Consider the following 22,042-nt stretch of genomic DNA (forward strand, 5'->3'; position numbering starts at 1 on the left):
AGTCAGCTATGTATCGCGGCATTGAGGCGATCGAACACTTCATGGAATCCATCGGCCTGACCTGGCGGCCCGGCCAAGCCGAACGCGCCGAACTGCGCGTCAGCTACCGCATCGGCAATACCCGCCCGCTGGGCATCGACCGCACCCTGGTGGAATTCCACTGCGATGCGAAGCGCGCAAAGGTGTGGGTGCCGGAGTTCTCGCGCACCAGTTTTCACCAGTGGTTCGAAGTGCCCTACCAGGAATTCGAGTTCACGCCGGGCGGCTCCATGCTGAAGATCAAGGCCGCCGCCCGCGGCAACGCGCCGCCCTACAGCGTGGGCATCAAGCCGCTGGCCTGACCGCCCCGCGCGGGACGCCGGTCATAGCTGCTTGTACATGATCGTCGTTCCATCCACCTTGTCCGGGTCGAGCGGATCGCGCGCAAAGCCCGGAATCACCCCCACGGTCTGGTAGCCCAGCGACGCATATAGCGGCTCGGCCGAGTCGCCCGTGCGCGTGTCCAGCGTGAGCAGGCTGCGTTGCAGCCGCCGCGCCATGTCCTCGACCTCGCCCATCAACCGCCGCGCAATGCCCTGGCGCCGGAAATCCGGATGCACCAGCAGCTTGCGCACCTCGGCGCGGTGCGGCTGATTCGGCGGCGTATCCACATCCAGCTGCACGGAACCGGCCACCCGCCCGTCCACCCGCGCCACCCACAACTTGACCGCGCCGCTTTCCACGGCCGGCAGCACCTTGCGGCGCCAGAACGCCTGCGCGTCGTCATGGCTGTACGGCAGCACGAAGCTGACGCTGGCGCCGCCCTGCACGCACGCGTGCAGCAAGGTGGCGAGGTCGGACACGGCGGCTGCGGCGGCGTCGGCCGGCAGCAGCGTCAACTCAAGATTTGAAGGCGTCATGGGGGCTCAGACAATGAATAGCAGGTAGCGGGCGCCGCGATGCGGCGGGGTGACGAAGGTGCTGGCGCCGAATAGCTGGTAGCGCAGACAGTCGCCCGGCAGCAGGCGGTGCGCCTGCCCGTCCACCGTGACGGACAGCTCGCCGTCCAGCATCAGCAGGTGGTGTTCAAGACCGGGCCGGGGGGATTGCTCGTAATGGATGCGGGCATCGGCGGCCAATTCGCAGGCCAGCACCTCGCCGGCAAGGCGTTGCGAGGGCGGCGACACCGAGCGGCGCGTAAAGCCCACGCTGTCGTCCACCCACACGGACTGCGCGGCTTCGGGCACGCAGGCGGCAAAGTCGTCCTCGACCATCAGCATGAGGCGCGACATGGTCATGCCATGGGCGGCGCACAGCTTGCCGAGCACGCTGGCGGTGGGACTGACCTCGCCATTCTCCAGCCGGGACAGCGTGGCGCGGCTGATGCCGGCCCGGCCGGCCAGATCGTCCAGGGCCCAGCCGCGTTCCTGGCGCAGCATTTTGAGCCGGGCGGCAAGACGAAGGTCCAGCCCGGCGTCGGCAGAAGCGTTTTTGTTTTCCATATTTGGGAATTTATCCCGTATATGAAAAAACGTCGACTGCGTGGTTTCCCCAATGCGCGATTCGTTCGGCCGCCGGACACTACGGAGGACCCGCGCAGGATTCGGCACAATAGCGGTCATGCAACTGGGCAAACTCCTCTACATGACCATCCTTTGCGCGTTGACCTCCGGTTGTTCCCTTCCCTCGCTCGACAAGCGCAGCGTGTCGCAGGCGCTTCCCGAAGACCAGGCCCAGACCACGCCGCTGGGACAGGCGATTGCGCCGCTGGCCGCCGCGCATCCCGGCAAATCCGGCATCCATGCCCTTGCCAACCCCCTGGACGCGTTCGCCGCCCGCATCATGCTGGCGCGCGCGGCCGAGCGCAGCCTGGACGTGCAGTACTACATCTGGCACGACGACATGACGGGCATCATGCTGTTCGAGGCGCTGCACGAGGCCGCCGATCGCGGCGTGCGCGTGCGCCTGCTGCTGGACGACAACGGCACCGCGGGCCTGGACCGGACGCTGTCCGCCCTGGACGGGCATCCGAACATCGAAGTCCGCCTCTATAACCCGTTTGCGGTGCGCTGGCCTAAGCCGCTCGGCTACCTGACGGACTTCAACCGGCTGAACCGCCGGATGCACAACAAGTCGTTCACCGCCGACAAACAGGTCACCATCGTCGGTGGCCGCAATATCGGCGACGAATACTTTGGCGCCACCGACGGCGTCGTGTTCACGGACATGGACGTGCTGGCCATCGGGGAAACGGTCAGCGACGTGTCGGCCGATTTCGACCGTTACTGGTGCAGCGATTCCGCTTATCCCGTGGAAGGCCTGGTCAAGAAGGCGGCCTCCAACGAACTGGAGGAACTGGAAGCCGATGCCGCCACGGTCGAGCGATCGCCGCAGGCCGCGGCCTATGCCCAGGCCATGCGCGACCTGCCGTTCATCCGCCAGTTGCTCAGGGGCGAGCTGCCCCTGGAATGGTCGACGACACGCATGGTCAGCGACGATCCCCGCAAGACGCTGGGCACCGCGCCGCCCGAGGCGATGCTGCCGCACCAGCTGCACGACATCGTGGGCGTGCCGGCCAAGGATCTGCTGCTGGTGTCGCCCTACTTCGTACCCACCGCCGCCGGCACGCGCGCGTTCGCCAAGATGGCGCGCAACGGCGTCAGGGTGCGGGTGCTGACCAACGCCCTGGAAGCCACCGACGTGGCGGTGGTGCATTCCGGCTACGCCAAACGCCGCAAGGATCTGCTGGCTGCCGGCGTCGAGATCTACGAAATGAAGCGCGCGTCGCACGGCGTCGAACGCAACCGAAGCATGGGCCCCTTCGGCAGTTCGGGCTCCAGCCTGCACGCCAAGACCTTCGCCGTGGACGGTGAACGCGTCTTCGTGGGTTCGTTCAATTTCGACCCGCGTTCGGCGCGGCTGAACACCGAGCTGGGCTTTGTGATCGACAGCCCCGCATTGGCCCGCGGCATCGAGAACGCATTCGACAAGGAGCTGCCCCGCACCGCCTACCGCGTCCGGCTGGACGACATGGGCAAGCTCTATTGGCTGGAGGAACGCGACGGCCAGACGGTGCGGCACGACCGCGAGCCGGGCGCCACCCTGCTGCAACGCGCGACCGTGTGGTTTGCATCGAAGCTGCCGCTGGAACCGCTGCTCTAGGCGTCCGCAACAAGCGGAGTGGCCGGCGCACGCGCAAGGCGTAGACTGGACGCAGCGATATTCCTTTTTTTGCCGATCATGACCCTGACGCCCGCCGACGCCTTGCTCGCGCAGCAAGACTGGACCCGCGCCGCCGCAGACCTCGACGCGCACGGTAATGCCATCCTGCCCGCCCTGCTGACGCCCGCGCAATGCAATGTGCTGTCCAATGCGTACGACCAGGACGACCGCTACCGCAGCCGCGTCGTGATGGCGCGCCACGGATTCGGACGCGGCGAATACAAGTATTTCCGCTACCCCTTGCCCGGCCCGATTGCCCGGCTGCGCGGCGCGCTGTATGCCCGGCTGGCGCCCATCGCCAACCGCTGGAACCGCCAGATGGGCATCAACGTGCAGTACCCGGCAGACCACGCCGGCTTTCTGGCGCGGTGCCACGCGGCCGGACAGCGCCGGCCGACGCCGCTGATCCTGCGGTACGGGCCGGGCGACTACAACTGCCTGCATCAGGACCTGTACGGCGAACACGTCTTTCCGTTGCAGGTGGCGCTCTTGCTATCGGCGCCCGGCGTGGACTTCACGGGCGGAGAATTCGTCATGACCGAGACCAGCAGCCGCGAGCAGCGCGCCGACGTGCTGCCCTTGCAGCAAGGCGATGCCCTGATCTTCACGGTGAACCAGCGCCCCGTCGCGGGCGTGCGCGGCTGGCGCAAGGCGGCCATGCGCCACGGCGTGAGCGAACTGCGCGCGGGCCGGCGCCACACGCTGGGCATCATCTTTCACGACGCGGTGTGACATGACCTCGACCCTGAACCTATTCGGCGGCGACGATCCCGCCCAGCACGGCCGCGTGGCGCTCGGTGCGCAATCGGTGGTGCTGCGCGGGTTTGCGCTACCCGCCGTGGACGCGCTGCTGGCCGGCGTGGACGACGTGATCGCGCAGGCCCCGTTTCGCCACATGGAGACGCCTGGCGGCTACACGATGTCGGTGGCGCTGACCAATTGCGGTGAGCTGGGTTGGACGACGGATGCCCGCGGTTACCGCTATAGCCGCATCGACCCCGTGTCCGGCCAACCCTGGCCGGCGATGCCGCGGGCCTTCAGGCAGCTGGCCGAAGACGCGGCGCGGGAAGCCGGCTTTGCGGACTTCGCGCCGGATGCGTGCCTGGTCAACCGTTACGCGCCCGGCTCGCGGCTGTCGCTGCATCAGGACCGCAATGAACGCGATTACGGCGCGCCCATTGTCTCCGTGTCCCTCGGCATGCCGGCGATGTTTCTGTTCGGCGGCGACGACCGCGCGGACCGGGCCGCGCGGGTGCCGCTGTTTCATGGCGACGTCGTCGTGTGGGGTGGCGTAGACCGCCTGCGGTTTCACGGCGTGATGCCGCTGAAAGACCTGCCGCATCCGCGGCTGGGCAGCCAGCGCATCAACTTCACGATCCGCAAGGCGGGTTAGGCGCGCGGCGGCCATGACGTGGCCGCACGCCTTCCTGCGACGTGGCAGGATGCGCATGCTTGCCGTCCGATGCCCGCAACATGAGGGTTCACCATGTCTGGCGGCGGCTGCGCGGCGGCCCTACTATGGCGCACCCTCTGGCCCAACCCGTCGGACACCCATGCGTACCCGCACCGCCATCGCCCTCATTTGCACCCTGACCTGCGCGCCCGTCCTGGCGGCCACGCCGCCCGACATCATCGAGAACTCGCTGGGCATGACGTTCGTGCGCGTGCCGGCGGGCACGTTCCAGATGGGCAGCGACGAAGACCCCCGCACGCTGGCCGCCGCCTATCCGCAGTATCCGCCGGAGCGCCACGCCCAGCTCTTTGACGAAGCGCCGGTGCACACCGTCCGCATCACGCGGCCGTTCTACCTGGAACGCACCGAAGTCACGGTGGGCCAGTTCCGCCGGTTCATCGAAGCGTCCGGCTACGTGCCGGAGTCCGAGGCCGACGGCACGGGCGGCTACGGCTACAACGCCGCCTACGACCCGGAAACGTCTGCCTCGGGCGACGCCTTCGAAGGCCGCGACCGCCGGTATTCGTGGCGCAATCCCGGCTTCGCGCAAGGCGACGATCACCCGGTCGTGAACATCAGCTGGAACGACGCCACCGCGCTGGCGCAGTGGCTGACAAAGACGGAGGGCCGCGTGTACCGCCTGCCCACCGAGGCCGAATGGGAATACGCCTGCCGCGCCGGCACGCGCACCCGCTACCAGAACGGCGACGACCCGGCCGCGATGCCGGACGTGGGCAACGGTTTCGATGCCGACGCCAGCCCGCTGTGGCCGAAATGGCAGGCCTTCGCCTCGCCACGCCACGACGGCAACACCTTCACCGCGCCCGTCGCCAGCTACGCGCCCAATGCATTCGGCCTGTACGACATGCACGGCAACGCCTGGGAATGGGTGGCGGACTGGTACGGCGAGGACTACTACGCAAAGTCCCCCACGGACGACCCGCAGGGTCCGGACACCGGCAACGTGCGCGTGCGGCGCGGCGGCTCCTGGCACACCTGGGCGCTGTACACGCGCGCGTCGTACCGCAACTGGAACACGCAGGAAACGCGCTATCCGCTGGTCGGCGTGCGCCTCGTGCGCGAAGCCCACGCCGCCGACTGAAGAAAAAGACTGCCTGGTGGGTTAGCATGGCCGCACGATCCATTTGAAGAGAATCCTGACATGCACACGCTGGGCCGTCTCGTCCTGCTTGTAAACGACTACGACACCGCCATCGCCTTCTACCGGGACAAGCTCGGGATGGAGGTGTCTGTCGACATGCCTGTCGGCCAGCAGCGCTATGTGCACCTGCGCCTGCACGATCAGCCTTCGGTGGGCATGTGGCTGCTGCAAGCCCAGACGCAGGCGCAGCGCGATCGCGTGGGCGACCAGACCGGCGGCCAGCCGGTCGGCGTGTTCTACACGGACGACGTGCTGCGCGATCATGCGCACTTCGCGGCCAAGGGCGTGCGCTTTACCCGCGAGCCCGTGCACGAGGAAACCGCCGCCTACGCGCACTTCATCGACCTGTACGGCAACGAGTTCGTGCTGGTGCAGTTGAAGCAGCCGGCCTGAACCATCTGACGCGCCGCCACGTGCAGGCCTACGGCATGGCGCCCGACCGCTGGCGGCGGATGCTGTACGCCTGACGGGCGGCGCCGGGGCGGGCCCGGCAAACTTGCTCGATCGTACAAGACGCGTTGACCGGCATGGCCGTATCGTGGGGGTTCTCCCATGCCGAGGCAACGCCATGTCCGTTCCCGCCCCCATCAATCTGGCCGCCAAGCTGGCCCTCATCCACGACCACTGGATGCCCAAGGTCATCGCCGAGATGAACGACTACCAGTTCAAGCTCGTCAAGCTGAAGGACGACTTCGTCTGGCACGCGCACGCCGACACGGACGAGACGTTCATCGTCATCGCCGGCCGGCTGCGGATCGCGCTGCGGGACGGCCAGATCGACCTGGGTTCTGGCGAAATGACGGTGATACCCAAGGGCGTCGAGCACAAGCCCTGTGCGCTGGAGGAAACACAAGTCATGCTGATCGAGCCGCGCGGGGTGGCCAACACGGGCGATGCGGGAGAGGAACGCCGCGCGCCCAACGACGTATGGATCTGAGCGTCCGGCTTTGCTAACGTGATGCCCCAACAGGAGGAAACCATGTCCAAAGTCATGCTGGTCACCGGCGGCAGCCGCGGCATCGGCGCCGCCATCGCCAAACTGGCCGCCCGCCGCGGCTACGCCGTCGGTGTCAACTACCACGCCAATGCCGATGCCGCGCAAGCCGTGGTGGACGAGATCGCACGCAGCGGCGGCAAGGCGGTTGCCATCCAGGCAGACGTGGCCGACGAGGATCAGGTGGTGCGCATGTTCCGCACGCTGGACGAGCGCCTGGGCCGCATCCACGCGCTGGTCAACAACGCCGGCATCCTGGAAAAGCAGATGCGCGTCGAAGACATGGACGCCGCCCGCCTGCACCGGGTGCTTTCCACCAACGTGGTCGGGGCATTCCTGTGCGCGCGCGAAGCGGTGCGGCGGATGTCGCCGCGCCACGGCGGCCAGGGTGGCGCCATCGTCAACGTGTCCTCGGCCGCGGCCCGTCTGGGATCGCCCAACGAATACGTGGACTACGCCGCGTCCAAGGGCGCGATGGACACGCTGACCATCGGCCTGTCCAAGGAAGTTGCACCCGAAGGCATCCGTGTGAATGGGGTGCGCCCGGGCACGATCTACACCGAGATGCACGCCAGCGGCGGCGAACCGGGCCGCGTGGACCGGCTGAAAAGCTTCATTCCGTTGCGCCGCGGCGGCACGGTCGAAGAAGTGGCCGGGGCGGTGATGTGGCTGTTTTCGGACGAGGCGGGCTATACCAGCGGATCGTTCATCGAAGTGTCGGGAGGCAGTTGACGCGCGGCCCGGCAAGCTTGTGCCGGACCGGCACCGGCATCCGGCCAGGCCTGCTATGCAGGACGGCTACTTGTCGTCCGTGGAAATCACGGACTTTGCCTGGCTTTCGGAAATGCGCGCTTCGACGCGCCGCAGCACGGCCAGCACGAAGAGCGCCATCAAGGTGCTGACGACAGCCGTGGCCTCGCGACCCATGCCCGCAGCCACGCCGATGGCGGCCGTCATCCAGATGCTGGCCGACGTGGTGAGACCGTGGATTTCGCGCTCGGCGCCCAGCTTGATGATGGCGCCCGCCCCCAGAAAGCCGATGCCCGCGATCACGCCTTGCAGCACGCGGCTCAGGTCGCCGACGTCCATGCCGCCCTGCAACGGCACCAGCACAAAAATGGCCGCGCCCAGCGCGACCAGCATATGCGTGCGCAACCCTGCCGCCTTGCCGCTGCGTTCCCGTTCGTAACCCAGCAGGCCGCCCAACAGGACGGCCATGCTTAAGCGCAGCACGATGCGCGTTGCCTCTGCCACATCGGGAATATCGGCAAATTCAGTGCGCACGGCAGTCCAGATTTCCAGCCAGATTTGCGACATCGACGCGTCCTTGGATCCGAGGAGAAACCGAGCATAGCAGGCGGCGGGCAGTCCGCCACGCCCGGACGCGCGCGTGCGGCGCGGCCGTTGCGTGTCAGGCGGCGGCTTGCCAACCCGCCAGCAGCGCCGGCAGCGCGCGCATGTCGGTAAAGACGTGCGCCACGCCCACGCTGCGCAGCGCCTGTGCGCCGCTGTGTCCGGGTTCGCCCGGGCTGTAACCGAACACGGTGGCGCCGGCGGCCACGCCCGCCGTCGCGCCGGTAACGGTGTCTTCCACGATCGCGCAACGCTTCGGATCCACGCCAAGCGCCTGCGCGGCCGCCAAGTACACATCCGGGAAGGGTTTGCTGCGCGGCATTTCGTGGCCGCTGAAGACGCGGCCCTCGAAGCAGTCTGCAATCCCGACCTTGACCAGTTGCAGCTCGACCTTGCGCCGGTCTGCCCCCGAGGCCACGGCAATGCGTCCGCTCAGCGCCTCGTGCAGCGCGCGCACGGCATGCGGCGCGCCGGGAATCTCGAGCAGGTCGCGGTCCAGCGCGTCGTTGCGGCGCTGGCGGAACTGGTCGAACCACGCTGGCGTGATCGTGGCGCCGGTACGCGCCTGGATCAGCGGCAGTTCGTCCTTGACCGCCTTGCCCGTGAAGATCTGCATCGTCTCGGCGTGCGTGATGCCCCAGCCCAGCTCATTGAGCATCTCGGTCAGCACGCGGCTGGTGATGGGTTCGGAATCGACCAGCACGCCGTCGCAGTCGAACAGCACGGCGTCAAAGGGAAAATCAGTCATTGGGGGCAGCGAAGGGAGTGTCCATGAAGCGGGTAAGCATACTGCACGGCCACTGCCTCCCCGGGTGGCCGGGCCGCCACGCAGCAAGCGGCGGAGTGCCCGGGCGGGCGGGAGTGGCTAAGCTGTCGTTTCGACCACCAACTGACCATGACCATGCCCGCCTCCCGGCCGCTCGGCCACTACGACTGGACTTGCGTTGTCCAGGACCTGAACGCGCAGGGCTGGACGATGCTGCCCGGGCTTTACGCGCCGGACGACGCGCGCGCGCTGGCTCACGCTTTGCCGCAGTCCGGCCCCCTGCCCGACCCGTTGCCCGCGCCGCTTGCCCGCCTGCGCGCCGGCCTCTACGACCGCCTGCTTCCCATCGCGCGCGCCTGGGCGGCCGCGCTGGATCTGGACACCTTGTATCCCGACACGCTGGCCGCCTACACCCAGGAGAACCGCCTGGCGGGCCAAGCGCGCGACCTGTCCGCCATCCAGCGCCTGCCAACGGACGGCTACCAGCCGCTGCTGCAGCACGCCGAGGGAACCTGCGTATTTCCGCTGCGGCTGATCGTCCTGCTGTCCGAACCCGGTGTTGACCACACGGGCGGCGAACTGGTCATGACCGAGCAGCGCCCTCGGATGCAGTCCCGTCCCCTGGTGCTGCCGATGGGATTGGGCGACGCGGCGGTGATCGCAACGTCGCACCGGCCCGTGCAAGGCGCGCAGGGCATCTACCGCGTCACGGTGCGCCAGGCGATCAGTCGCGTGCGCAGCGGCGAACACGTCAGCCTCAGTCTGATGCTGCACGACGCGCCGTAGCCGCAAACCACGCAGCGGTCCGGCGCGCGTCCCGATCAATTCTCGGCCGTGATGTTGCCGTCGGCCACGACCTTGGCAAACACCGCTGTCTGCGCCTTGATGAATGCCCGGAATGCATCCTGGCTCATGGGCTGCACTTCGCCGCCCAACTCGCGAATGCTGGCCACGAATTTCTCATCTTTCAGCGCGCGGTCGATGGCGGCTGCCAACTTTTGCTGCACCTGCGGCGGCGTGCCCGCCGGGACGAAAACGCCGAACCAGTTTTCCAGCGCGTAGTCCTTGAGCGGCGCGTACTCGGCCAGCGCCGGAATGTCCGGCGCAAACGACGCGCGCTTGGCCGACGTCACGGCCAGCGGCTTGACCTTGCCGCTCTTGATGAAGGGCAAGGCGCCCGCCAGGCTGACAAAGGTGAGGTCCACGCTGCCGGCGGCCACGTCCACCAATTGCGCCGCGGCGCCCTTGTACGGCACGTGAACCATCTTGATGCCCGCCAGCGACTGCAGCAGCTCGCCGTTCAGGTGCTGCGGATTGCCCACGCCGCTGGTCGCATACGTCAGCTTGTCGGGATGCGCGCGGCCATAGGCGACCAACTGTTCGACCGAGGCGACCGGCAGCTTGGGATTGGCGACCAGCACGTTGGGCACACGCGCGATCAGCGCAATGGGCGCCAGGTCTTTTTCGGGCTGGTACTGCATCTTGGCCTTGAAGACGAGGGGATTGATGGCGGTCTCGCCGGCCGACCCCAACAGTAGCGTGGCGCCGTCCGGCGCGGCGCGCACGACCGCCGCCGCGCCCAGCATGCCGCTGGCGCCGGGCTTGTTCTCCACGACGACGCCCTGCGGCAGTTCGCTGCGCAGCCGCTCGGCCAGCAGGCGGCCCATGCCGTCCACGCCGCCGCCCGCCGCAAAGGGGACGATCAAGGTGATCGGCCGGTTCGCCGGCAGGTCGGCGGCGTGCAAGGGGGATGAGGCGGCGAACGCCAGGGCCGCGGCAGCGGCCAGGATGCGAATAGGGGGCATGGTTTTGTCTCCGATGGGGCCAGCGTCATTGCGCGGCCGGGTTTTTCCTTAATTGCATTTTATGCAGTCAATATGCAAAACTGGCAGCTATGGAAAACACCAATGCCCCGCTGCGCCGCACGCACTTCACCCTGGACGGCACCCGGTACACCTGCCCGGACCTGCCGGCTGCGTTCGGCGCGGACTATTTCCGGTTGCCGGTCTTGCTGCGACTGCTGCTAGAAAACGCGCTGCGCAACATGCAGGGCGCCGAGCGCGACGCCGCCGTGGCCGCCCTGTTCGGCTGGCTGGCGCACGGCACCAGCGAAGCCGAGATCGCCTTCCAACCCGGCCGCGTCCTGATGCACGACACGACCAGCACCCCCGCGCTGGTCGACATTGCCGCAATGCGCGATGCGCTGGCTGAGGCCGGTGTCGATCCGGCGGTCCTGAACCCCGTGCTGCCGGTTGACGTGTCGGTCGACCACTCGCTGGCCGTCGAGGCCTATGCGCGCGCCGACGCGGCGCAATGCAACCTTGACCTTGAATTGCGCCGCAACGCCGAGCGCTACCGCTTCCTGCGCTGGGCCTCCAAGGCGCTGACGAATGTGCGCATCCACCCGCCGGGCACCGGCATCATGCACACCATCAACCTGGAGCAGCTGGCCACGGTGGTCTGCCAGCAACCCGGCCCCGACGGCATCGCGCTATATCCCGACATGATGATCGGCACCGACAGCCACACGCCGATGATCAACGGCATCGGCGTGCTGGGCTGGGGCGTGGGCGGACTGGAGGCGCAGACGGTCATGTTCGGCATGCCGACGATGCTGCGCATTCCCGATGTGATCGGCGTGCGGCTGACCGGTGCGCTGCAACCGGGCGTGACCGCCACCGATCTGGCGCTGACCGTCACGCAGCGCCTGCGCGCCATCCACGTCTCCGGCGAATTCGTCGAATTCTTCGGACCGGGCGTGGCCACGCTGCCCGCCGGCAGCCGCTGCGTCGTCGCCAACATGGCGCCCGAATACGGCGCCACCACGGGCTACTTTCCGATCGACGGGGAAACGCTGGCCTACCTGCGCCAGACGGGCCGCGACGAGGCGCAGATCGCGCGCATCGAGGCCTACGCGCGATGCACCGGCATCGCGCTCGATCCGAACGCCGAGCCGCGCTATACCCGCGTGGTCGACCTTGCGCTGGACGCCGTGCAGATGCACGTGGCGGGCCCCAAGCGCCCGCAGGACCTGCATCCCTACGGCCAGACCCGCGCGATTCTTGCCGCGCTGGATTTCACGCCGCGCACGCAAGCGGACCTGCCCCGACACGCCATCGCCATCGCCGCGATCACCAGTTGCACCAACACATCCGATCCGCGCCTGCTGACCGCCGCCGGCCTCTTGGCCCGCAAGGCGCGCCAGGCCGGCTTGCGGCCGCCGGCGTGGGTCAAGACCTCGCTGGGTCCGGGCTCGCCGGCCGCCGCCGATTACCTGGCGCGCGCGGGTCTCCTGGACGACCTGGCCGCCGTGGGTTTTGACATCGTCGGCTACGGCTGCACCACCTGCATCGGCAACTCGGGCCCGCTGCCGGCGGTGGTGCGCGAAGCCCTGGCCGAAGGCGCCATCCACCCCGTCGCGGTGCTGTCCGGCAACCGCAATTTCACGGGGCGGATTCATCCCGACCTGGACCTGGGCTTTCTGATGTCGCCGCCGCTGGTCATCGCGTTCGCGCTGGCGGGCGACGCGGAACGGGACCTGAGCCGCGACCCCGTCCAGGTGACGCCCGACGGCCGCGCGGTGCATCTGGCGGACCTGTGGCCGACGGAAGCGGAGATCGATGCGGCCCTGGCCGCGGGGCAGCGCCCCGAGGACTACCGCGCGGCCTTCAAGATCGCCAGCGCGAATCCCGCCTGGCAGGCCCTGCAATCGCCTGCATCGGCGCGGTTTCCGTGGGACCCCGCCTCGACCGCGCTGCGCCGGCCGCCGTTTGCCAGCACCGAGGCGGGCAGCCAGCTTGGGCGCTACACCGCGTATCCGCTGCTGGTAGTGGGCGACGACGTCACGACCGACCATCTGTCGCCGGCCAGCGCGATCCCGCCTGACAGCCTGATCGCCGACTTCCTGGTCGAACGCGGCGACGACCGCAATGACCTGAATGTGTTCGCCTCGCGCCGCGGCAATTGGGAAGTCATGATGCGCGCCGCGTTCTACAGCAAGAGCCTGACGAATCTGCTCTGTCCGCCGGCGCCCGTGGGCCACACCCTGCATGCGCCCAGCGGCAGAATGGAACCCATCTGGGAGGCCGCCGCACATTACGCCGAGGCCTCACAGCCGGTGGTGCTGGTGGCGGGCGCGCGCTTCGGCACGGGCTCGTCGCGCGACTGGGCGGCCAAGGGCCAGCGCCTGCTCGGCATCCGTGCGGTGCTGGCCGTCAGCTTTGAACGCATCCACCGGTCCAACCTGATCGGCATGGGCATCCTGCCGCTGCGCCTGCCGGACGGCGTAACGCCCGGCACCCTGCGGCTTGAACCGGGCGACCGGATCGACATCGATGCCGATGCCGCCGCGCTGATGCCCCGCGCCGCCATCCCGGTGCGCATTCTGCGCGCACAGGGCGGGTCCGAACCGCTGATCGCCACCGCCGCAGTCGAAACGCGGCTGGAGATCCGCCTGTTGCAGTTGGGCGGCGTCATTCCCGCTATCCTGTCGGACACCCTGTCATCGGCCGTCCGCCACCCGTGAGCGCGCAAACCAATACCGTCACGAAAATCCTGGACCTGATCCGGGAAGACCGCCTGCTGGAGGGCGCGCACCTGCGCGCGCAACAGATCGCCGACCGCCTGCGGCTGTCGCGGTCGCCGGTCAACGATGCGCTGAGCATCCTGGCGCAGCACGGCGTCGTGGCGCGCAAGCCCAACCGCGGGTATTTCCTGTTGCGCGACTTCGACGCGACGGGCGACGCCCCCGCGGACATCACGCCCCCGTCGGCGGACGACATCGTCACGCAGACGTACTTCGCGCTGGCCGACGAACTGCTGCGCGGCGAATTGCCCATGCAGTGCAGCGAAGCGTTGCTGCGCACGCGCTACGCGCTTACGCAGGCGCAGACGCAGGCGCTGCTGGCCCGCATCTCGCAGGAGGGCTGGGCGCAGCGCCGGCCGGGCTACGGGTGGGAGTTCTCGTCCATGATGACCACGCCCGACAGTCTGCTGCAGTCCTACCGGCTGCGGCTGGCGCTGGAGCCGGCGGCGCTGCGCGAACCGGGCTTTCACATCGACAAATCCGTGCTGGCGCGCTGCCGCGCCGCCGAACTGCACCTGCTTGAGGGCGGCATCGCCACCGACACGGCCGATCAGTTGCACGATCGCGGCGTGCGATTCCACGAGTCGCTGGTGGAAGCCTCGGGCAATCCGTTCTTCATCGACACGATCAAACGCGTCAACCGCGTGCGCCGCCTGCTGTCGTACCGCTCGATGCAGGACCGCAGCCGCTACAAGCAGCATTGCGATCAGCACCTGGCCATCCTCGACCTGCTGGAACGCGAGCGCAACGACGAAGCGGCCGACGCGCTGGCCGCCCATCTGCGCAGCACGCTCGACAACCTGGCCCGCATCAGCGGCATCCTGACTTCGTAGGCCGCGCGGGGCGCGGCCGCTTTCAACTGGCAGAAAAGAGGCTCGCGCCATGCATGTCTACATCGGCTCCCGGACCACCCGGGAACGCAACGCCCGCGGCGAGGGCATCAGCGTGTACGACTACGCGCCCGGCGCGGGAACGCTGACGCTCAAACAGGTCGTGGGCGGGTTGCCCAACCCGTCGTATCTGTTGCCGCACCCCACCCTTGCCGTGCTCTACACCGTGCATGGCGACAGCAGCGAGGTCAGCGCCCTGCACCGCGATCCGCGCGATGGCACGCTGACGCCGTGGCATACCCAGCCCTGCGAAGGCCGCAATCCCGTGCATCTGGCGTTGGGGCCCTCTGGCCGCTACCTGATGGTGTCCAACCACCTGACGGGCACGCTGGCGGTGCTGCCGGTGGCGGCGGACGGCGCGTTGCAGGCCGTGGCGCAGACGGTGCAGCTGGCCGGCGAGCCGGGCCCGCATCGCAAGGAACAGCCGTTTTCCAAGCCGCATTTCAACGTGCTGGACCCCTCGGGCCGGTATGTCGCGGTGCCGGACAAGGGACTGGACCGCGTCTTTCTGTACCCGGCCGACGCGCGCGGCCTGGCCGCGCAGCCCGCCAGCGCCGTCGCCACGCGCGAGGGCGCGGGGCCGCGCCACGCCGTCTTTCATCCTTCCGGCCAATGGCTGTATGTCGTCAACGAACTGGACAACACCGTTACCGCGTACGCCGTGCAGGAAGGGGTCTTGCTACCCTTTCAAGTGCTGCCCACCCTGCCCGACACCTACACCGGCAACAGCCGCGCCGCCGGCATCGCGCTCGGCGCGAGTGGCCAGCATCTGTATGCGTCGAACCGGGGCGACGACAGCATCGCGGTGTTCAGCGTGGATCCGGCCAGCGGACGGTTGTCCCCCGTGCAGCACACCCCCACCCACGGCCGCACGCCGCGCTTTTTCACGCTGTCGCCCGATGGCCTGTTCCTCTTCGCGCTGAACGAGGACACCGATACGCTGCAGCGTTTTCGCGTCGATCCGGCCAGCGGCACGCTGACGCATGACGACTATGCGCTGCCCATTGGCAGCCCGGTGTGCATGGTGTTCGCTGGCCCCTAAAAGTCCATCGACGCCGACAGCATCACGGTGCGCGGCACGCCTTGCGAGATCGTGCCGTACGACGCCACGCCGGACCAGTACGCGCGGTTGAACACGTTGACCACATTGGCGCGCAGCGTGACGTCCCGGCCCTGCACCTTCAAGGCATAGCGCGCGCCCAGGTCGAACGTCGTCCACGACGGCACGGACTGCGTGTTGGCCTGGTTGATGTATTCGCGGCCGGTATAGACCATGCCGCCCGTCAAGGTCAGCCCGGTCACCCAAGGCGTGTCCCATTCGGCGCCCAGATTGACCGCGACGGTCGGCACGCCCACCGGCCGGTTGCCCTGCGTGGCCGCGCTGCTGGTGCGCGTCAGCTCGGCATCCAGCAGCGTCACGCCGCCCAGGAGGCGCAGGCCGCGCAACGGCTCGCCGGACACATTCAGCTCCAGCCCGCGGTTGCGCTGCTCGCTGTCGGCGGCATACACCCCGTTCGTGAGCTGCCCGCTGGGCTTGGTGATCTCGAAGGCGCTCAGCGTCACCATCGCGCTGTCCAGCTCCACCTTGACGCCCACTTCCTTCTGCTTGGCCTTGTAGGGCTTGAAGACCTCTCCCGAATTGATGGCGGTGGCGGGCGCCACGTCGCCCTTGCTCAGGCCTTCGATGTAGTTGGCGTAAAGCGACACGTTGTGCCAGGGCTTGATGACCAGGCCCGCCAGCGGCGTGGTCGCGCTTTCGTCGTAGCTGACGGTGCGCACGCCCGTCGTGCCATTGAAGTTGCGCGACTCGATGCGCTGGTGGCGCAGGCCCAGCGTCAGCTGCGCGCGCTCGTCCAGGATGCTGAGCGTGTCGGCCAGCGCCAGCCCGGACAGATCGGACGAGGACACCTTGGGCACGTTGGCCGGCGCGGGGATATGCTGCTCCGGACGTGTGATCGGACGGTAGATGTTGGACGTGAGCGGCGTGCCGTTTACGCTGGCCTGGCTGTTGCGGTCGCTGTACAGGCTACCCATGAAGCTGACGGCGTGGCGCACCGGCCCCGTGTCCAGTTTGGCGCGCAACCCGGCGTTGTAAGTGCTGCGGTCGACCTGGAAGCGGAAGTTGTTGGGCGTCACCACCGTGTCGCCGGCCTCGTTCACGATGGTGGGCGTCTGGTCCGACAGGCGAGAGACCGAGGTGTCCGAACCGCCCGCGTCCGCAAAGACGGTCAGCCTGTCGCTGATGTCGTACTCCACGCGCAAGAGCGCCGACTGGCCGTCGGACTTCCACCATCCCCACGGCTGCGTGGCATTGCGGCGGCCGTCCGCCGCGCGGGGCACGGCAATGCCGGGCGCGACCAGGAACGGCCGCGTCGGGGCATCGATCTTCTCGTGCTGCGTCAGCAGGTCCAGCGAGGCGCGCAGCCGTTCGCCCTGGTAATCCAGCGACAGCGCACCGATGGTCGTGCGCGAGGACATGTTGTCCAGCGGCGTATCGCCCTGCCGTTGCATGCCGTTGACCCGCACGCCCCAATCGCCTGCGTCGCCAAACCGGCGGCTCAGGTCGACCCGGGCGCCGAACTGCGAGTCGCCGACGTAATCGGCCGACACGCGCGTCAGGTCCTCGGGCAGCGCGCGTTTGGGCACCATGTTGATCACGCCGCCCACGCCGCTGTTGGGCGACATGCCGTACAGCAGCGCCGCAGGCCCTTTCAGCACTTCCACCCGTTCGATGTAGTCGGTGAAGACGTGGTAGTTGGGCGCCACGCCATAGACGCCGTCGAAGGCGATTTCGCCGAGGTTGCCTTCCCCGATTGGAAAGCCGCGGATGTAGAACGAGTCGGTCACGCCGCCGATCTGGCCGGTAAAGCGCACCGACGGCTCCACGGTCAGCGCATCGGCCAGCGTCACGGCCTGGCGGTTCGCCAGCAATTCCGACGTATAGCTGGTGACATTGAACGGCGTATCCATCACGTCGCGATTGCCCAGAAGGCCCAGACGCGCCCCGCGCGCCACCTGGCCGCCCGCAAATTCGGCGGGCAGCGCGGACGGGCTCACGCCTGCCCCGGCCACGGTCACCGCGGGCAGCACGGTGATCTCGCCGGCGGCCACCGGCAGCTTGCGCAGCGAGTACGCGCCGCCGCCCTGTTCCGACAGGGCATAGCCCGACCCCGACAGCAGTCGGGCAAACCCCTCTCGCACGGTGTACGCGCCCTGCAGGCCGTCGCTATGCTGGCCTGCCACCAGGGCGGGATCGAACGACAGCGGCACCCCCGCGGTGGCGGCAAACTGCGCCAGCACGTCGCCCAGCGGTCCGGCCGCGATGGCGTAGGACTTGCGCGCGGCGGCAGCGGCGGGCTCGGCCGCGTGCGCCGGCGCCAGCGTTCCCGTGGCCGCAATCAGCGCCAGCCCGAGGCCGGCGGCCCGGACAAGCGACGCCGCGGGCGACAAAACGGCAAGGCCGCGCGGCAGGCGGGGCGGACGGGAGAGTCGGGAAACCATCAAGCGATCCTTCGTGGGTATGGGGTGGCGCGCATGTCGCGGCGGTTCACCCGGTACACCGGACGAAGCGGAAAAAAGTGTCAGCCGATCGGCGATTAATGTGTAACGGCGGCGCGCGGCGCGACCGTGATCCACCACGGCGTCACTTGGCTCACCCGCACCGGCAGCGTCTTTTCCAGCAGGCGCAGGCTGGCGTCGATGTCGTTCAACGGGAACGCCCCCGACACTCGCAGGCCGCCCACCGCGGGATCGCAACGCAGCACGCCGTGGCGGTAGCGGCCCAGCTCGGCCACCAGATCGGCCAGCCGCCAGTTGCGCGCGGCCAGCATCCCGTCCGCCCACGATGCCGCCAGCGGATCGGCGGAGACGGGCGCGGCGGCCCCCTCGGCGGAAAAGACGGTCTGTTCGCCCGCGGCCAGCACCAACGGGTTTGCGCCTTCCCGGGCAGGCCGGACCTCGACCGCGCCCTCGTACACCGCCACGCGGACGCGGGCGCCCTCGTCGCGCACCATGAAGCGCGTTCCCAGCGCACGCAGCACGCCCTGGGTCGTCTGCACAAGGAAGGGGCGCCGCACGGGCGCGGGATCCTGCCCCGTGGTCAGCAGGATTTCTCCCGCGAGCAGCCACAGCACGCGTTGGGCAGGGGTGTAGTCGACGTCCACGGCGCTGGCCGTGTTCAGCACCAGTTGCGTGCCGTCGGCCAGCGCGATGCGGCGCTGCTCGCCCGTGACCGTGCGCAAGTCCGCGCGCCATTCGCGCCAGGGCAGTTCGCGCGCAGCCATCCAGGCCGCCGGTCCCAGCACCAGCAACCCGGCCAGCGCCCGCACGGCCTGCCGGCGCCCGGCGCGGTGCGCCTGGCGCAACGTCTGCCCGCCGATGTGCGGCGGGACCTGGCCGAAACTGCGCAACATCGTCTCGGCGCGTTGCCACGCGGCTTCGTGATCGGCGCTGCGGGCCCGCCAACGGTCCAGCGCCGCGCTGTCCGCCGCCGACAGCGTCTCGGACTGCACGCGCACCAGCCAGCCGGCCGCCTCTTTAAGGATGGCGGGGTCGATGACCGCGTTCATGTCGCATCTGCCTGGTAGGCGATCAGGCAGGCGGCGAAAGCAGCCTGCATATGGCGCTTTACGGTCGAGAGCGACACGCGAAGCTGCCGGGCGATCTCGTCATAGCCCATGCCGTCGAACTGCGACAGCAGGAAGACCTCGCGTGTACGCGACGGCAGCGAATGCAGGGCGGCGTCGATGGCGTGCAGCGTTTCCAGGATCAGTGCGCGCGCCTCCGGCGAGGGGGCTTCGGCAGGCGGCACTTGCGCCACCGCGGCCAGGTAGGCGTCTTCGACCGACCGGCGGCGCCAGTGGTCCGCCACCAGGCCCTTGGCGATGTGGGCCAGCAGCGCGCGCGGCTCGGCGCCGGTGTCTTCCCGGCGCCGCCCGGCCATCAGCCGCACGAACGTGTCGTGCGCCAGGTCGGCGGCATCGAAGGAACTGCCCAGCTTCTTGCGCAGCCATGCCGAGAGCCAGCCGTGGTGTTCGCGATAGAGCTTCGTGACGTTGTCGGCGGATGGAATTAGCGGCGCAGGCAAGGCGCACCTCGGCTTTCATGCAAATAGGAATTGTTTTTATTCTATACGAGCCGTCAGTCTACCCTGGCGCGCGCGACGGCACCGTGGGATAGAATCTGTCACTTACCCGCCACACCCACGAGCTGAGTGCCATGCCGAACGACCCTTCCATGCCTCAGTTCCTTGCCAGCGGCGGGCAAATGGGCGCCCGGGTCGCCAGCCATGACTGGTCGGCCACCCCGCTCGGCCCCCTCTCCAACTGGTCCCCCTCCCTGCGCATCGCCGTCAGCATGGTGCTGTCGTCCCGGTTTCCGGCCTGTCTGGTGTGGGGCCCGCACCTGATCTCCATCTACAACGACGCCTTCGTGCCCATCCTGGGCGCCAAGCCCGACCCATTGGGCCGCCCGTTCAGCGATATCTGGCGCGAAGCCTGGTCCCAGATCGGCCCCATCGCCGAACGCGCCTTTGCCGGCGAGGCCACCTTCATCGAGGACTATCCCGTCGAGCTCGCGCGGTACGGCCGCCTGGAGCTGGCGCACTTCACGTTCTGCTATAGCCCGGTGCGCGACGAACATGGCAAGGTCGTCGGCATGATCGACACCGTCATCGAGACCACCGCGCGGGTCGAGGCCGAAAAGGCCCAGGCCGATGCGCTGCGCCTGGCGGAAGAGACCCTGCGGCAAAGCCAGAAAATGGAAGCCATCGGCCAGATGACCGGTGGCGTCGCGCACGACTTCAACAACCTGCTGACGGGGATTTCAGGCAGCTTGGAACTGCTTTCGCAACGTCTTGCGCGCGGCCACACCGACGACCTCGACCGCCACATCGCCGTGGCAAAAAGCGGCGCCGAAAAGGCGGCCGTCCTGACGCGGCGCCTGCTGACCTTCTCGCGCACCCATCCGCTCGAGCGCACGGTGGTGGACATCAATGGCGTCATCGCCGGCATGGAAGCGTTGATCGCGCGCAGCGCCGGATCCGCCGTCACGCTGGAAATGGACTGCGCGCCCCGGTTGTGGCCCGTATGGGTCGACTCGCACCAGCTCGAGAACGCCCTCCTGAACCTGTGCCTGAACGCGCGCGACGCCCTCGACGCGTGCGGCGTCTTGCGCATCGAAACGCGCAACGTCACGCTGGACGCGCAAGCCGCAAGCGACCGTGGCCTGCAGGCCGGCGACCACGTGCTGCTGCGCGTTTCCGACACAGGCTGCGGCATGACGGCCGAAACCGTGCAACGCATGTTCGAGCCCTTCTACACCACCAAGCCGGCCGACCGCGGCACGGGCCTGGGCCTGTCGCTGGTGCACGATTTCGTCCGGCAATCGGGCGGGCATGTGCAGGTGCGCTCCCAACCGGGCCAGGGCACCGACATCGACCTGTTTTTCCCGCGCCACGGCGGCGCCGAGATCGACATGACCTCGGCCGTCGCGGCGGCAGCCCAACCGCCCCGCGTCCTGCAAGGCGGCACGGTCCTGTTGGCCGAGGACGACCCCGCGGTACGCGAAGTCACGGCCGAAGTGCTCAGGGAAATGGGCTACGACGTGATCGAGGCCACCGATGGCGCCAGCGCCCTGCGGCAACTGACCGCCCTGCCGCGGATCGATCTGCTGGTCTGCGACCTGGCGCTGCCAGGCGGCGTGAACGGCCGGCGCGTGGCGGAAACTGGCCGCGCGCTGCGGCCCGGCATGAAGGTGCTGTTCATCACCGGCTACGGCGAACGCGCCGAAGGCGCCAATGTTCCGGCCGGCGACGCGCCGGTGCTGCTCAAACCCTTCATGCTCGATGACCTGTCGAGCCAGGTGCATGCGTTGATGCGCTGACGGGGCGGCGCTCAGGGGTGCCGGCCCCGCGTCGTGCGGATCCAGAACAGGCCGGCCGCCGACAACAGCATGGCGCACAGCAGATACGCAAAGCAGATCAGCAGGCCGAAGAAATAGTAGCGGTCATAAACGCTGGCCGCCCACCATGCCGTGCCGCCATAAATGGCCATCACGATGAACGGCAGCCACAGCACAAGGATGCCTGCGCGGCGCCAGCCCGGCGTGTTCAGGCGGGGAAACCTGCCGGCCTTTGCGCGCAGCACCAGGGCCAGCGCCGACAGCGCCGGCAACAGGAAGGCCAGCACCGCCAGCACCAGCAGGCCGGCATCCAGGAACGTCGCCACGAACTCGCGCAAGATGTTCTCCCGAAGGCGCCCGGCACAGGCGCCGGTTGGGAGGTTATACACGAGCGCTACATCCGGCAGCCGCGGCCAGGCCTAGTAATCCATCGGCACGTGGCTCTGCGCGGCGCGGATCTCCTGCAGATGCCGTTCGGCCTCCTGGCGCTCGACGGCGGGGGGCAAGGCGCGCCAGCTCACCAGGTTGCCCGGTGTCTTCACGGGCATCCACCCCAATACGCTGTACAGCGAAATCGCGGTGCCGCCCGTGTCCAGCCGCGTCTCGTAATAACCCTGACGATCCGGCACGGTATCGCCGGGCGTCCAATCCAACTGAGACATCCAGGTCTCCTCCTGGTGAAGCGTGTGCGCTAGGCGCCGCCGTCTACGAAAGAGCGGCGTTCCTCCGATCGTATAG

General features: G+C 68.4%; 23 protein-coding genes. 13 read left to right on the plus strand and 10 right to left on the minus strand.

Annotation, left to right across the window (positions count from 1 at the left end; translation table 11 throughout):
- Positions 1 to 8: 8 nt before the first annotated feature.
- Positions 9 to 341: a hypothetical protein gene (locus tag KVT32_RS18865; protein WP_056326291.1), complete on the plus strand. Its 333-nt coding sequence runs from the start codon at positions 9 to 11 to the stop codon at positions 339 to 341.
- A gap of 21 nt (positions 342 to 362) precedes the next feature.
- Here the strand turns inward: KVT32_RS18865 and KVT32_RS18870 are convergent, their stop codons facing one another.
- The gene (locus tag KVT32_RS18870) at positions 363 to 899 is read right to left on the minus strand and encodes a GNAT family N-acetyltransferase (RefSeq protein WP_152382393.1); all 537 of its coding nucleotides are present in this window, start codon (positions 897 to 899) and stop codon (positions 363 to 365) included.
- Between the two features lie 6 nt (positions 900 to 905).
- Positions 906 to 1,481 (minus strand): helix-turn-helix domain-containing protein, encoded by a 576-nt coding sequence (locus tag KVT32_RS18875; RefSeq protein ID WP_152382394.1) that lies wholly within the window; start codon positions 1,479 to 1,481, stop codon positions 906 to 908.
- Between the two features lie 118 nt (positions 1,482 to 1,599).
- On the opposite strand from KVT32_RS18875, the gene KVT32_RS18880 reads away from it, so the two are divergent.
- The 7 genes from KVT32_RS18880 to KVT32_RS18910 all read left to right on the plus strand — a co-directional run bounded on the left by KVT32_RS18880 (position 1,600) and on the right by KVT32_RS18910 (position 7,542).
- Complete coding sequence (locus KVT32_RS18880; RefSeq protein ID WP_217618686.1) at positions 1,600 to 3,141, plus strand: phospholipase D family protein; 1,542 nt, start codon at positions 1,600 to 1,602, stop codon at positions 3,139 to 3,141.
- A 78-nt stretch (positions 3,142 to 3,219) separates the two neighbouring features.
- Positions 3,220 to 3,933, plus strand: a complete 714-nt coding sequence (locus KVT32_RS18885) for a 2OG-Fe(II) oxygenase (protein WP_142053628.1) — start codon at positions 3,220 to 3,222, stop codon at positions 3,931 to 3,933.
- Position 3,934: 1 nt separating this feature from the next.
- Entirely contained in the window at positions 3,935 to 4,594 is a 660-nt protein-coding gene (alkB, locus tag KVT32_RS18890) for a DNA oxidative demethylase AlkB (RefSeq protein ID WP_217618687.1), read from the plus strand.
- Positions 4,595 to 4,754: 160 nt separating this feature from the next.
- On the plus strand, positions 4,755 to 5,756 hold the full coding sequence (locus KVT32_RS18895) for a formylglycine-generating enzyme family protein (RefSeq protein WP_217618688.1): 1,002 nt from the start codon (positions 4,755 to 4,757) through the stop codon (positions 5,754 to 5,756).
- Between the two features lie 60 nt (positions 5,757 to 5,816).
- Complete coding sequence (locus KVT32_RS18900; RefSeq protein ID WP_108007096.1) at positions 5,817 to 6,209, plus strand: VOC family protein; 393 nt, start codon at positions 5,817 to 5,819, stop codon at positions 6,207 to 6,209.
- Between the two features lie 175 nt (positions 6,210 to 6,384).
- Positions 6,385 to 6,753 carry a cupin domain-containing protein gene (locus KVT32_RS18905; protein ID WP_217618689.1) on the plus strand — a complete coding sequence of 123 codons (369 nt, stop codon included), beginning with the start codon at positions 6,385 to 6,387 and terminating at the stop codon, positions 6,751 to 6,753.
- A gap of 42 nt (positions 6,754 to 6,795) precedes the next feature.
- Positions 6,796 to 7,542: an SDR family oxidoreductase gene (locus KVT32_RS18910; protein WP_217618690.1), complete on the plus strand. Its 747-nt coding sequence runs from the start codon at positions 6,796 to 6,798 to the stop codon at positions 7,540 to 7,542.
- A gap of 66 nt (positions 7,543 to 7,608) precedes the next feature.
- On the opposite strand, the gene KVT32_RS18915 is transcribed toward KVT32_RS18910, so the two are convergent.
- Positions 7,609 to 8,127, minus strand: a complete 519-nt coding sequence (locus KVT32_RS18915) for an MgtC/SapB family protein (protein WP_217618691.1) — start codon at positions 8,125 to 8,127, stop codon at positions 7,609 to 7,611.
- 94 nt (positions 8,128 to 8,221) lie between these two features.
- On the minus strand, positions 8,222 to 8,911 hold the full coding sequence (locus KVT32_RS18920; RefSeq protein ID WP_217618692.1) for an HAD family phosphatase: 690 nt from the start codon (positions 8,909 to 8,911) through the stop codon (positions 8,222 to 8,224).
- 147 nt (positions 8,912 to 9,058) lie between these two features.
- On the opposite strand from KVT32_RS18920, the gene KVT32_RS18925 reads away from it, so the two are divergent.
- Positions 9,059 to 9,715, plus strand: a complete 657-nt coding sequence (locus tag KVT32_RS18925; protein WP_217618693.1) for a 2OG-Fe(II) oxygenase — start codon at positions 9,059 to 9,061, stop codon at positions 9,713 to 9,715.
- 35 nt (positions 9,716 to 9,750) lie between these two features.
- Here the strand turns inward: KVT32_RS18925 and KVT32_RS18930 are convergent, their stop codons facing one another.
- On the minus strand, positions 9,751 to 10,734 hold the full coding sequence (locus tag KVT32_RS18930; RefSeq protein ID WP_217618694.1) for a tripartite tricarboxylate transporter substrate binding protein: 984 nt from the start codon (positions 10,732 to 10,734) through the stop codon (positions 9,751 to 9,753).
- 89 nt (positions 10,735 to 10,823) lie between these two features.
- Between KVT32_RS18930 and acnA the strand changes: the two genes are divergently transcribed.
- The 3 genes from acnA to KVT32_RS18945 are packed head-to-tail and all read left to right on the plus strand — an operon-like array spanning position 10,824 to position 15,446.
- Positions 10,824 to 13,454, plus strand: a complete 2,631-nt coding sequence (gene acnA, locus KVT32_RS18935) for an aconitate hydratase AcnA (protein ID WP_217618695.1) — start codon at positions 10,824 to 10,826, stop codon at positions 13,452 to 13,454.
- The gene (locus KVT32_RS18940; protein ID WP_217618696.1) at positions 13,451 to 14,347 is read left to right on the plus strand and encodes a GntR family transcriptional regulator; all 897 of its coding nucleotides are present in this window, start codon (positions 13,451 to 13,453) and stop codon (positions 14,345 to 14,347) included. Before acnA ends, KVT32_RS18940 begins: the two co-directional genes overlap by 4 nt.
- 49 nt (positions 14,348 to 14,396) lie before the next feature.
- Entirely contained in the window at positions 14,397 to 15,446 is a 1,050-nt protein-coding gene (locus KVT32_RS18945; RefSeq protein WP_217618697.1) for a lactonase family protein, read from the plus strand.
- Here KVT32_RS18945 and KVT32_RS18950 read toward each other — a convergent pair.
- The 3 genes from KVT32_RS18950 to KVT32_RS18960 form a co-directional block, all read right to left on the minus strand.
- Positions 15,443 to 17,905, minus strand: coding sequence for a TonB-dependent receptor (locus KVT32_RS18950; RefSeq protein WP_217618698.1), 2,463 nt, complete (start codon positions 17,903 to 17,905; stop codon positions 15,443 to 15,445). The two genes, KVT32_RS18945 and KVT32_RS18950, sit on opposite strands and share 4 nt — an antisense overlap.
- A gap of 95 nt (positions 17,906 to 18,000) precedes the next feature.
- Positions 18,001 to 18,972: a FecR domain-containing protein gene (locus KVT32_RS18955; protein ID WP_217618699.1), complete on the minus strand. Its 972-nt coding sequence runs from the start codon at positions 18,970 to 18,972 to the stop codon at positions 18,001 to 18,003.
- Positions 18,969 to 19,490: a sigma-70 family RNA polymerase sigma factor gene (locus tag KVT32_RS18960; RefSeq protein WP_217618700.1), complete on the minus strand. Its 522-nt coding sequence runs from the start codon at positions 19,488 to 19,490 to the stop codon at positions 18,969 to 18,971. The genes KVT32_RS18955 and KVT32_RS18960 overlap by 4 nt, the downstream gene beginning before the upstream one ends.
- Positions 19,491 to 19,639: 149 nt before the next feature.
- Between KVT32_RS18960 and KVT32_RS18965 the strand changes: the two genes are divergently transcribed.
- Positions 19,640 to 21,286 (plus strand): ATP-binding protein, encoded by a 1,647-nt coding sequence (locus KVT32_RS18965; RefSeq protein WP_217618701.1) that lies wholly within the window; start codon positions 19,640 to 19,642, stop codon positions 21,284 to 21,286.
- Positions 21,287 to 21,297: 11 nt separating this feature from the next.
- Here the strand turns inward: KVT32_RS18965 and KVT32_RS18970 are convergent, their stop codons facing one another.
- A complete protein-coding gene (locus tag KVT32_RS18970) occupies positions 21,298 to 21,642 on the minus strand; it encodes a hypothetical protein (RefSeq protein WP_152382409.1) in 345 nt (114 codons plus the stop codon).
- 81 nt (positions 21,643 to 21,723) lie between these two features.
- On the minus strand, positions 21,724 to 21,966 hold the full coding sequence (locus KVT32_RS18975; RefSeq protein WP_056326242.1) for a hypothetical protein: 243 nt from the start codon (positions 21,964 to 21,966) through the stop codon (positions 21,724 to 21,726).
- Positions 21,967 to 22,042 lie beyond the last annotated feature (76 nt).

The sequence above is a fragment of the Achromobacter sp. GbtcB20 genome, from assembly GCF_019091095.1.
In the GTDB taxonomy this organism is placed as follows: Bacteria; Pseudomonadota; Gammaproteobacteria; order Burkholderiales; family Burkholderiaceae_B; genus Achromobacter; species Achromobacter mucicolens.

Excerpts from the sequence above, each read along its gene's own strand:
- KVT32_RS18865 (WP_056326291.1), top strand. The coding sequence starts at position 9 with ATGTATCGCGGCATTGAGGCGATCGAACACTTCATGGAATCCATCGGC.
- KVT32_RS18870 (WP_152382393.1), bottom strand. The coding sequence starts at position 899 with ATGACGCCTTCAAATCTTGAGTTGACGCTGCTGCCGGCCGACGCCGCC.
- KVT32_RS18875 (WP_152382394.1), bottom strand. The coding sequence starts at position 1,481 with ATGGAAAACAAAAACGCTTCTGCCGACGCCGGGCTGGACCTTCGTCTT.
- KVT32_RS18880 (WP_217618686.1), top strand. The coding sequence starts at position 1,600 with ATGCAACTGGGCAAACTCCTCTACATGACCATCCTTTGCGCGTTGACC.
- KVT32_RS18885 (WP_142053628.1), top strand. The coding sequence starts at position 3,220 with ATGACCCTGACGCCCGCCGACGCCTTGCTCGCGCAGCAAGACTGGACC.
- alkB (WP_217618687.1), top strand. The coding sequence starts at position 3,935 with ATGACCTCGACCCTGAACCTATTCGGCGGCGACGATCCCGCCCAGCAC.
- KVT32_RS18895 (WP_217618688.1), top strand. The coding sequence starts at position 4,755 with ATGCGTACCCGCACCGCCATCGCCCTCATTTGCACCCTGACCTGCGCG.
- KVT32_RS18900 (WP_108007096.1), top strand. The coding sequence starts at position 5,817 with ATGCACACGCTGGGCCGTCTCGTCCTGCTTGTAAACGACTACGACACC.
- KVT32_RS18905 (WP_217618689.1), top strand. The coding sequence starts at position 6,385 with ATGTCCGTTCCCGCCCCCATCAATCTGGCCGCCAAGCTGGCCCTCATC.
- KVT32_RS18910 (WP_217618690.1), top strand. The coding sequence starts at position 6,796 with ATGTCCAAAGTCATGCTGGTCACCGGCGGCAGCCGCGGCATCGGCGCC.
- KVT32_RS18915 (WP_217618691.1), bottom strand. The coding sequence starts at position 8,127 with ATGTCGCAAATCTGGCTGGAAATCTGGACTGCCGTGCGCACTGAATTT.
- KVT32_RS18920 (WP_217618692.1), bottom strand. The coding sequence starts at position 8,911 with ATGACTGATTTTCCCTTTGACGCCGTGCTGTTCGACTGCGACGGCGTG.
- KVT32_RS18925 (WP_217618693.1), top strand. The coding sequence starts at position 9,059 with ATGACCATGCCCGCCTCCCGGCCGCTCGGCCACTACGACTGGACTTGC.
- KVT32_RS18930 (WP_217618694.1), bottom strand. The coding sequence starts at position 10,734 with ATGCCCCCTATTCGCATCCTGGCCGCTGCCGCGGCCCTGGCGTTCGCC.
- acnA (WP_217618695.1), top strand. The coding sequence starts at position 10,824 with ATGGAAAACACCAATGCCCCGCTGCGCCGCACGCACTTCACCCTGGAC.
- KVT32_RS18945 (WP_217618697.1), top strand. The coding sequence starts at position 14,397 with ATGCATGTCTACATCGGCTCCCGGACCACCCGGGAACGCAACGCCCGC.
- KVT32_RS18950 (WP_217618698.1), bottom strand. The coding sequence starts at position 17,905 with ATGGTTTCCCGACTCTCCCGTCCGCCCCGCCTGCCGCGCGGCCTTGCC.
- KVT32_RS18955 (WP_217618699.1), bottom strand. The coding sequence starts at position 18,972 with ATGAACGCGGTCATCGACCCCGCCATCCTTAAAGAGGCGGCCGGCTGG.
- KVT32_RS18965 (WP_217618701.1), top strand. The coding sequence starts at position 19,640 with ATGCCTCAGTTCCTTGCCAGCGGCGGGCAAATGGGCGCCCGGGTCGCC.
- KVT32_RS18975 (WP_056326242.1), bottom strand. The coding sequence starts at position 21,966 with ATGTCTCAGTTGGATTGGACGCCCGGCGATACCGTGCCGGATCGTCAG.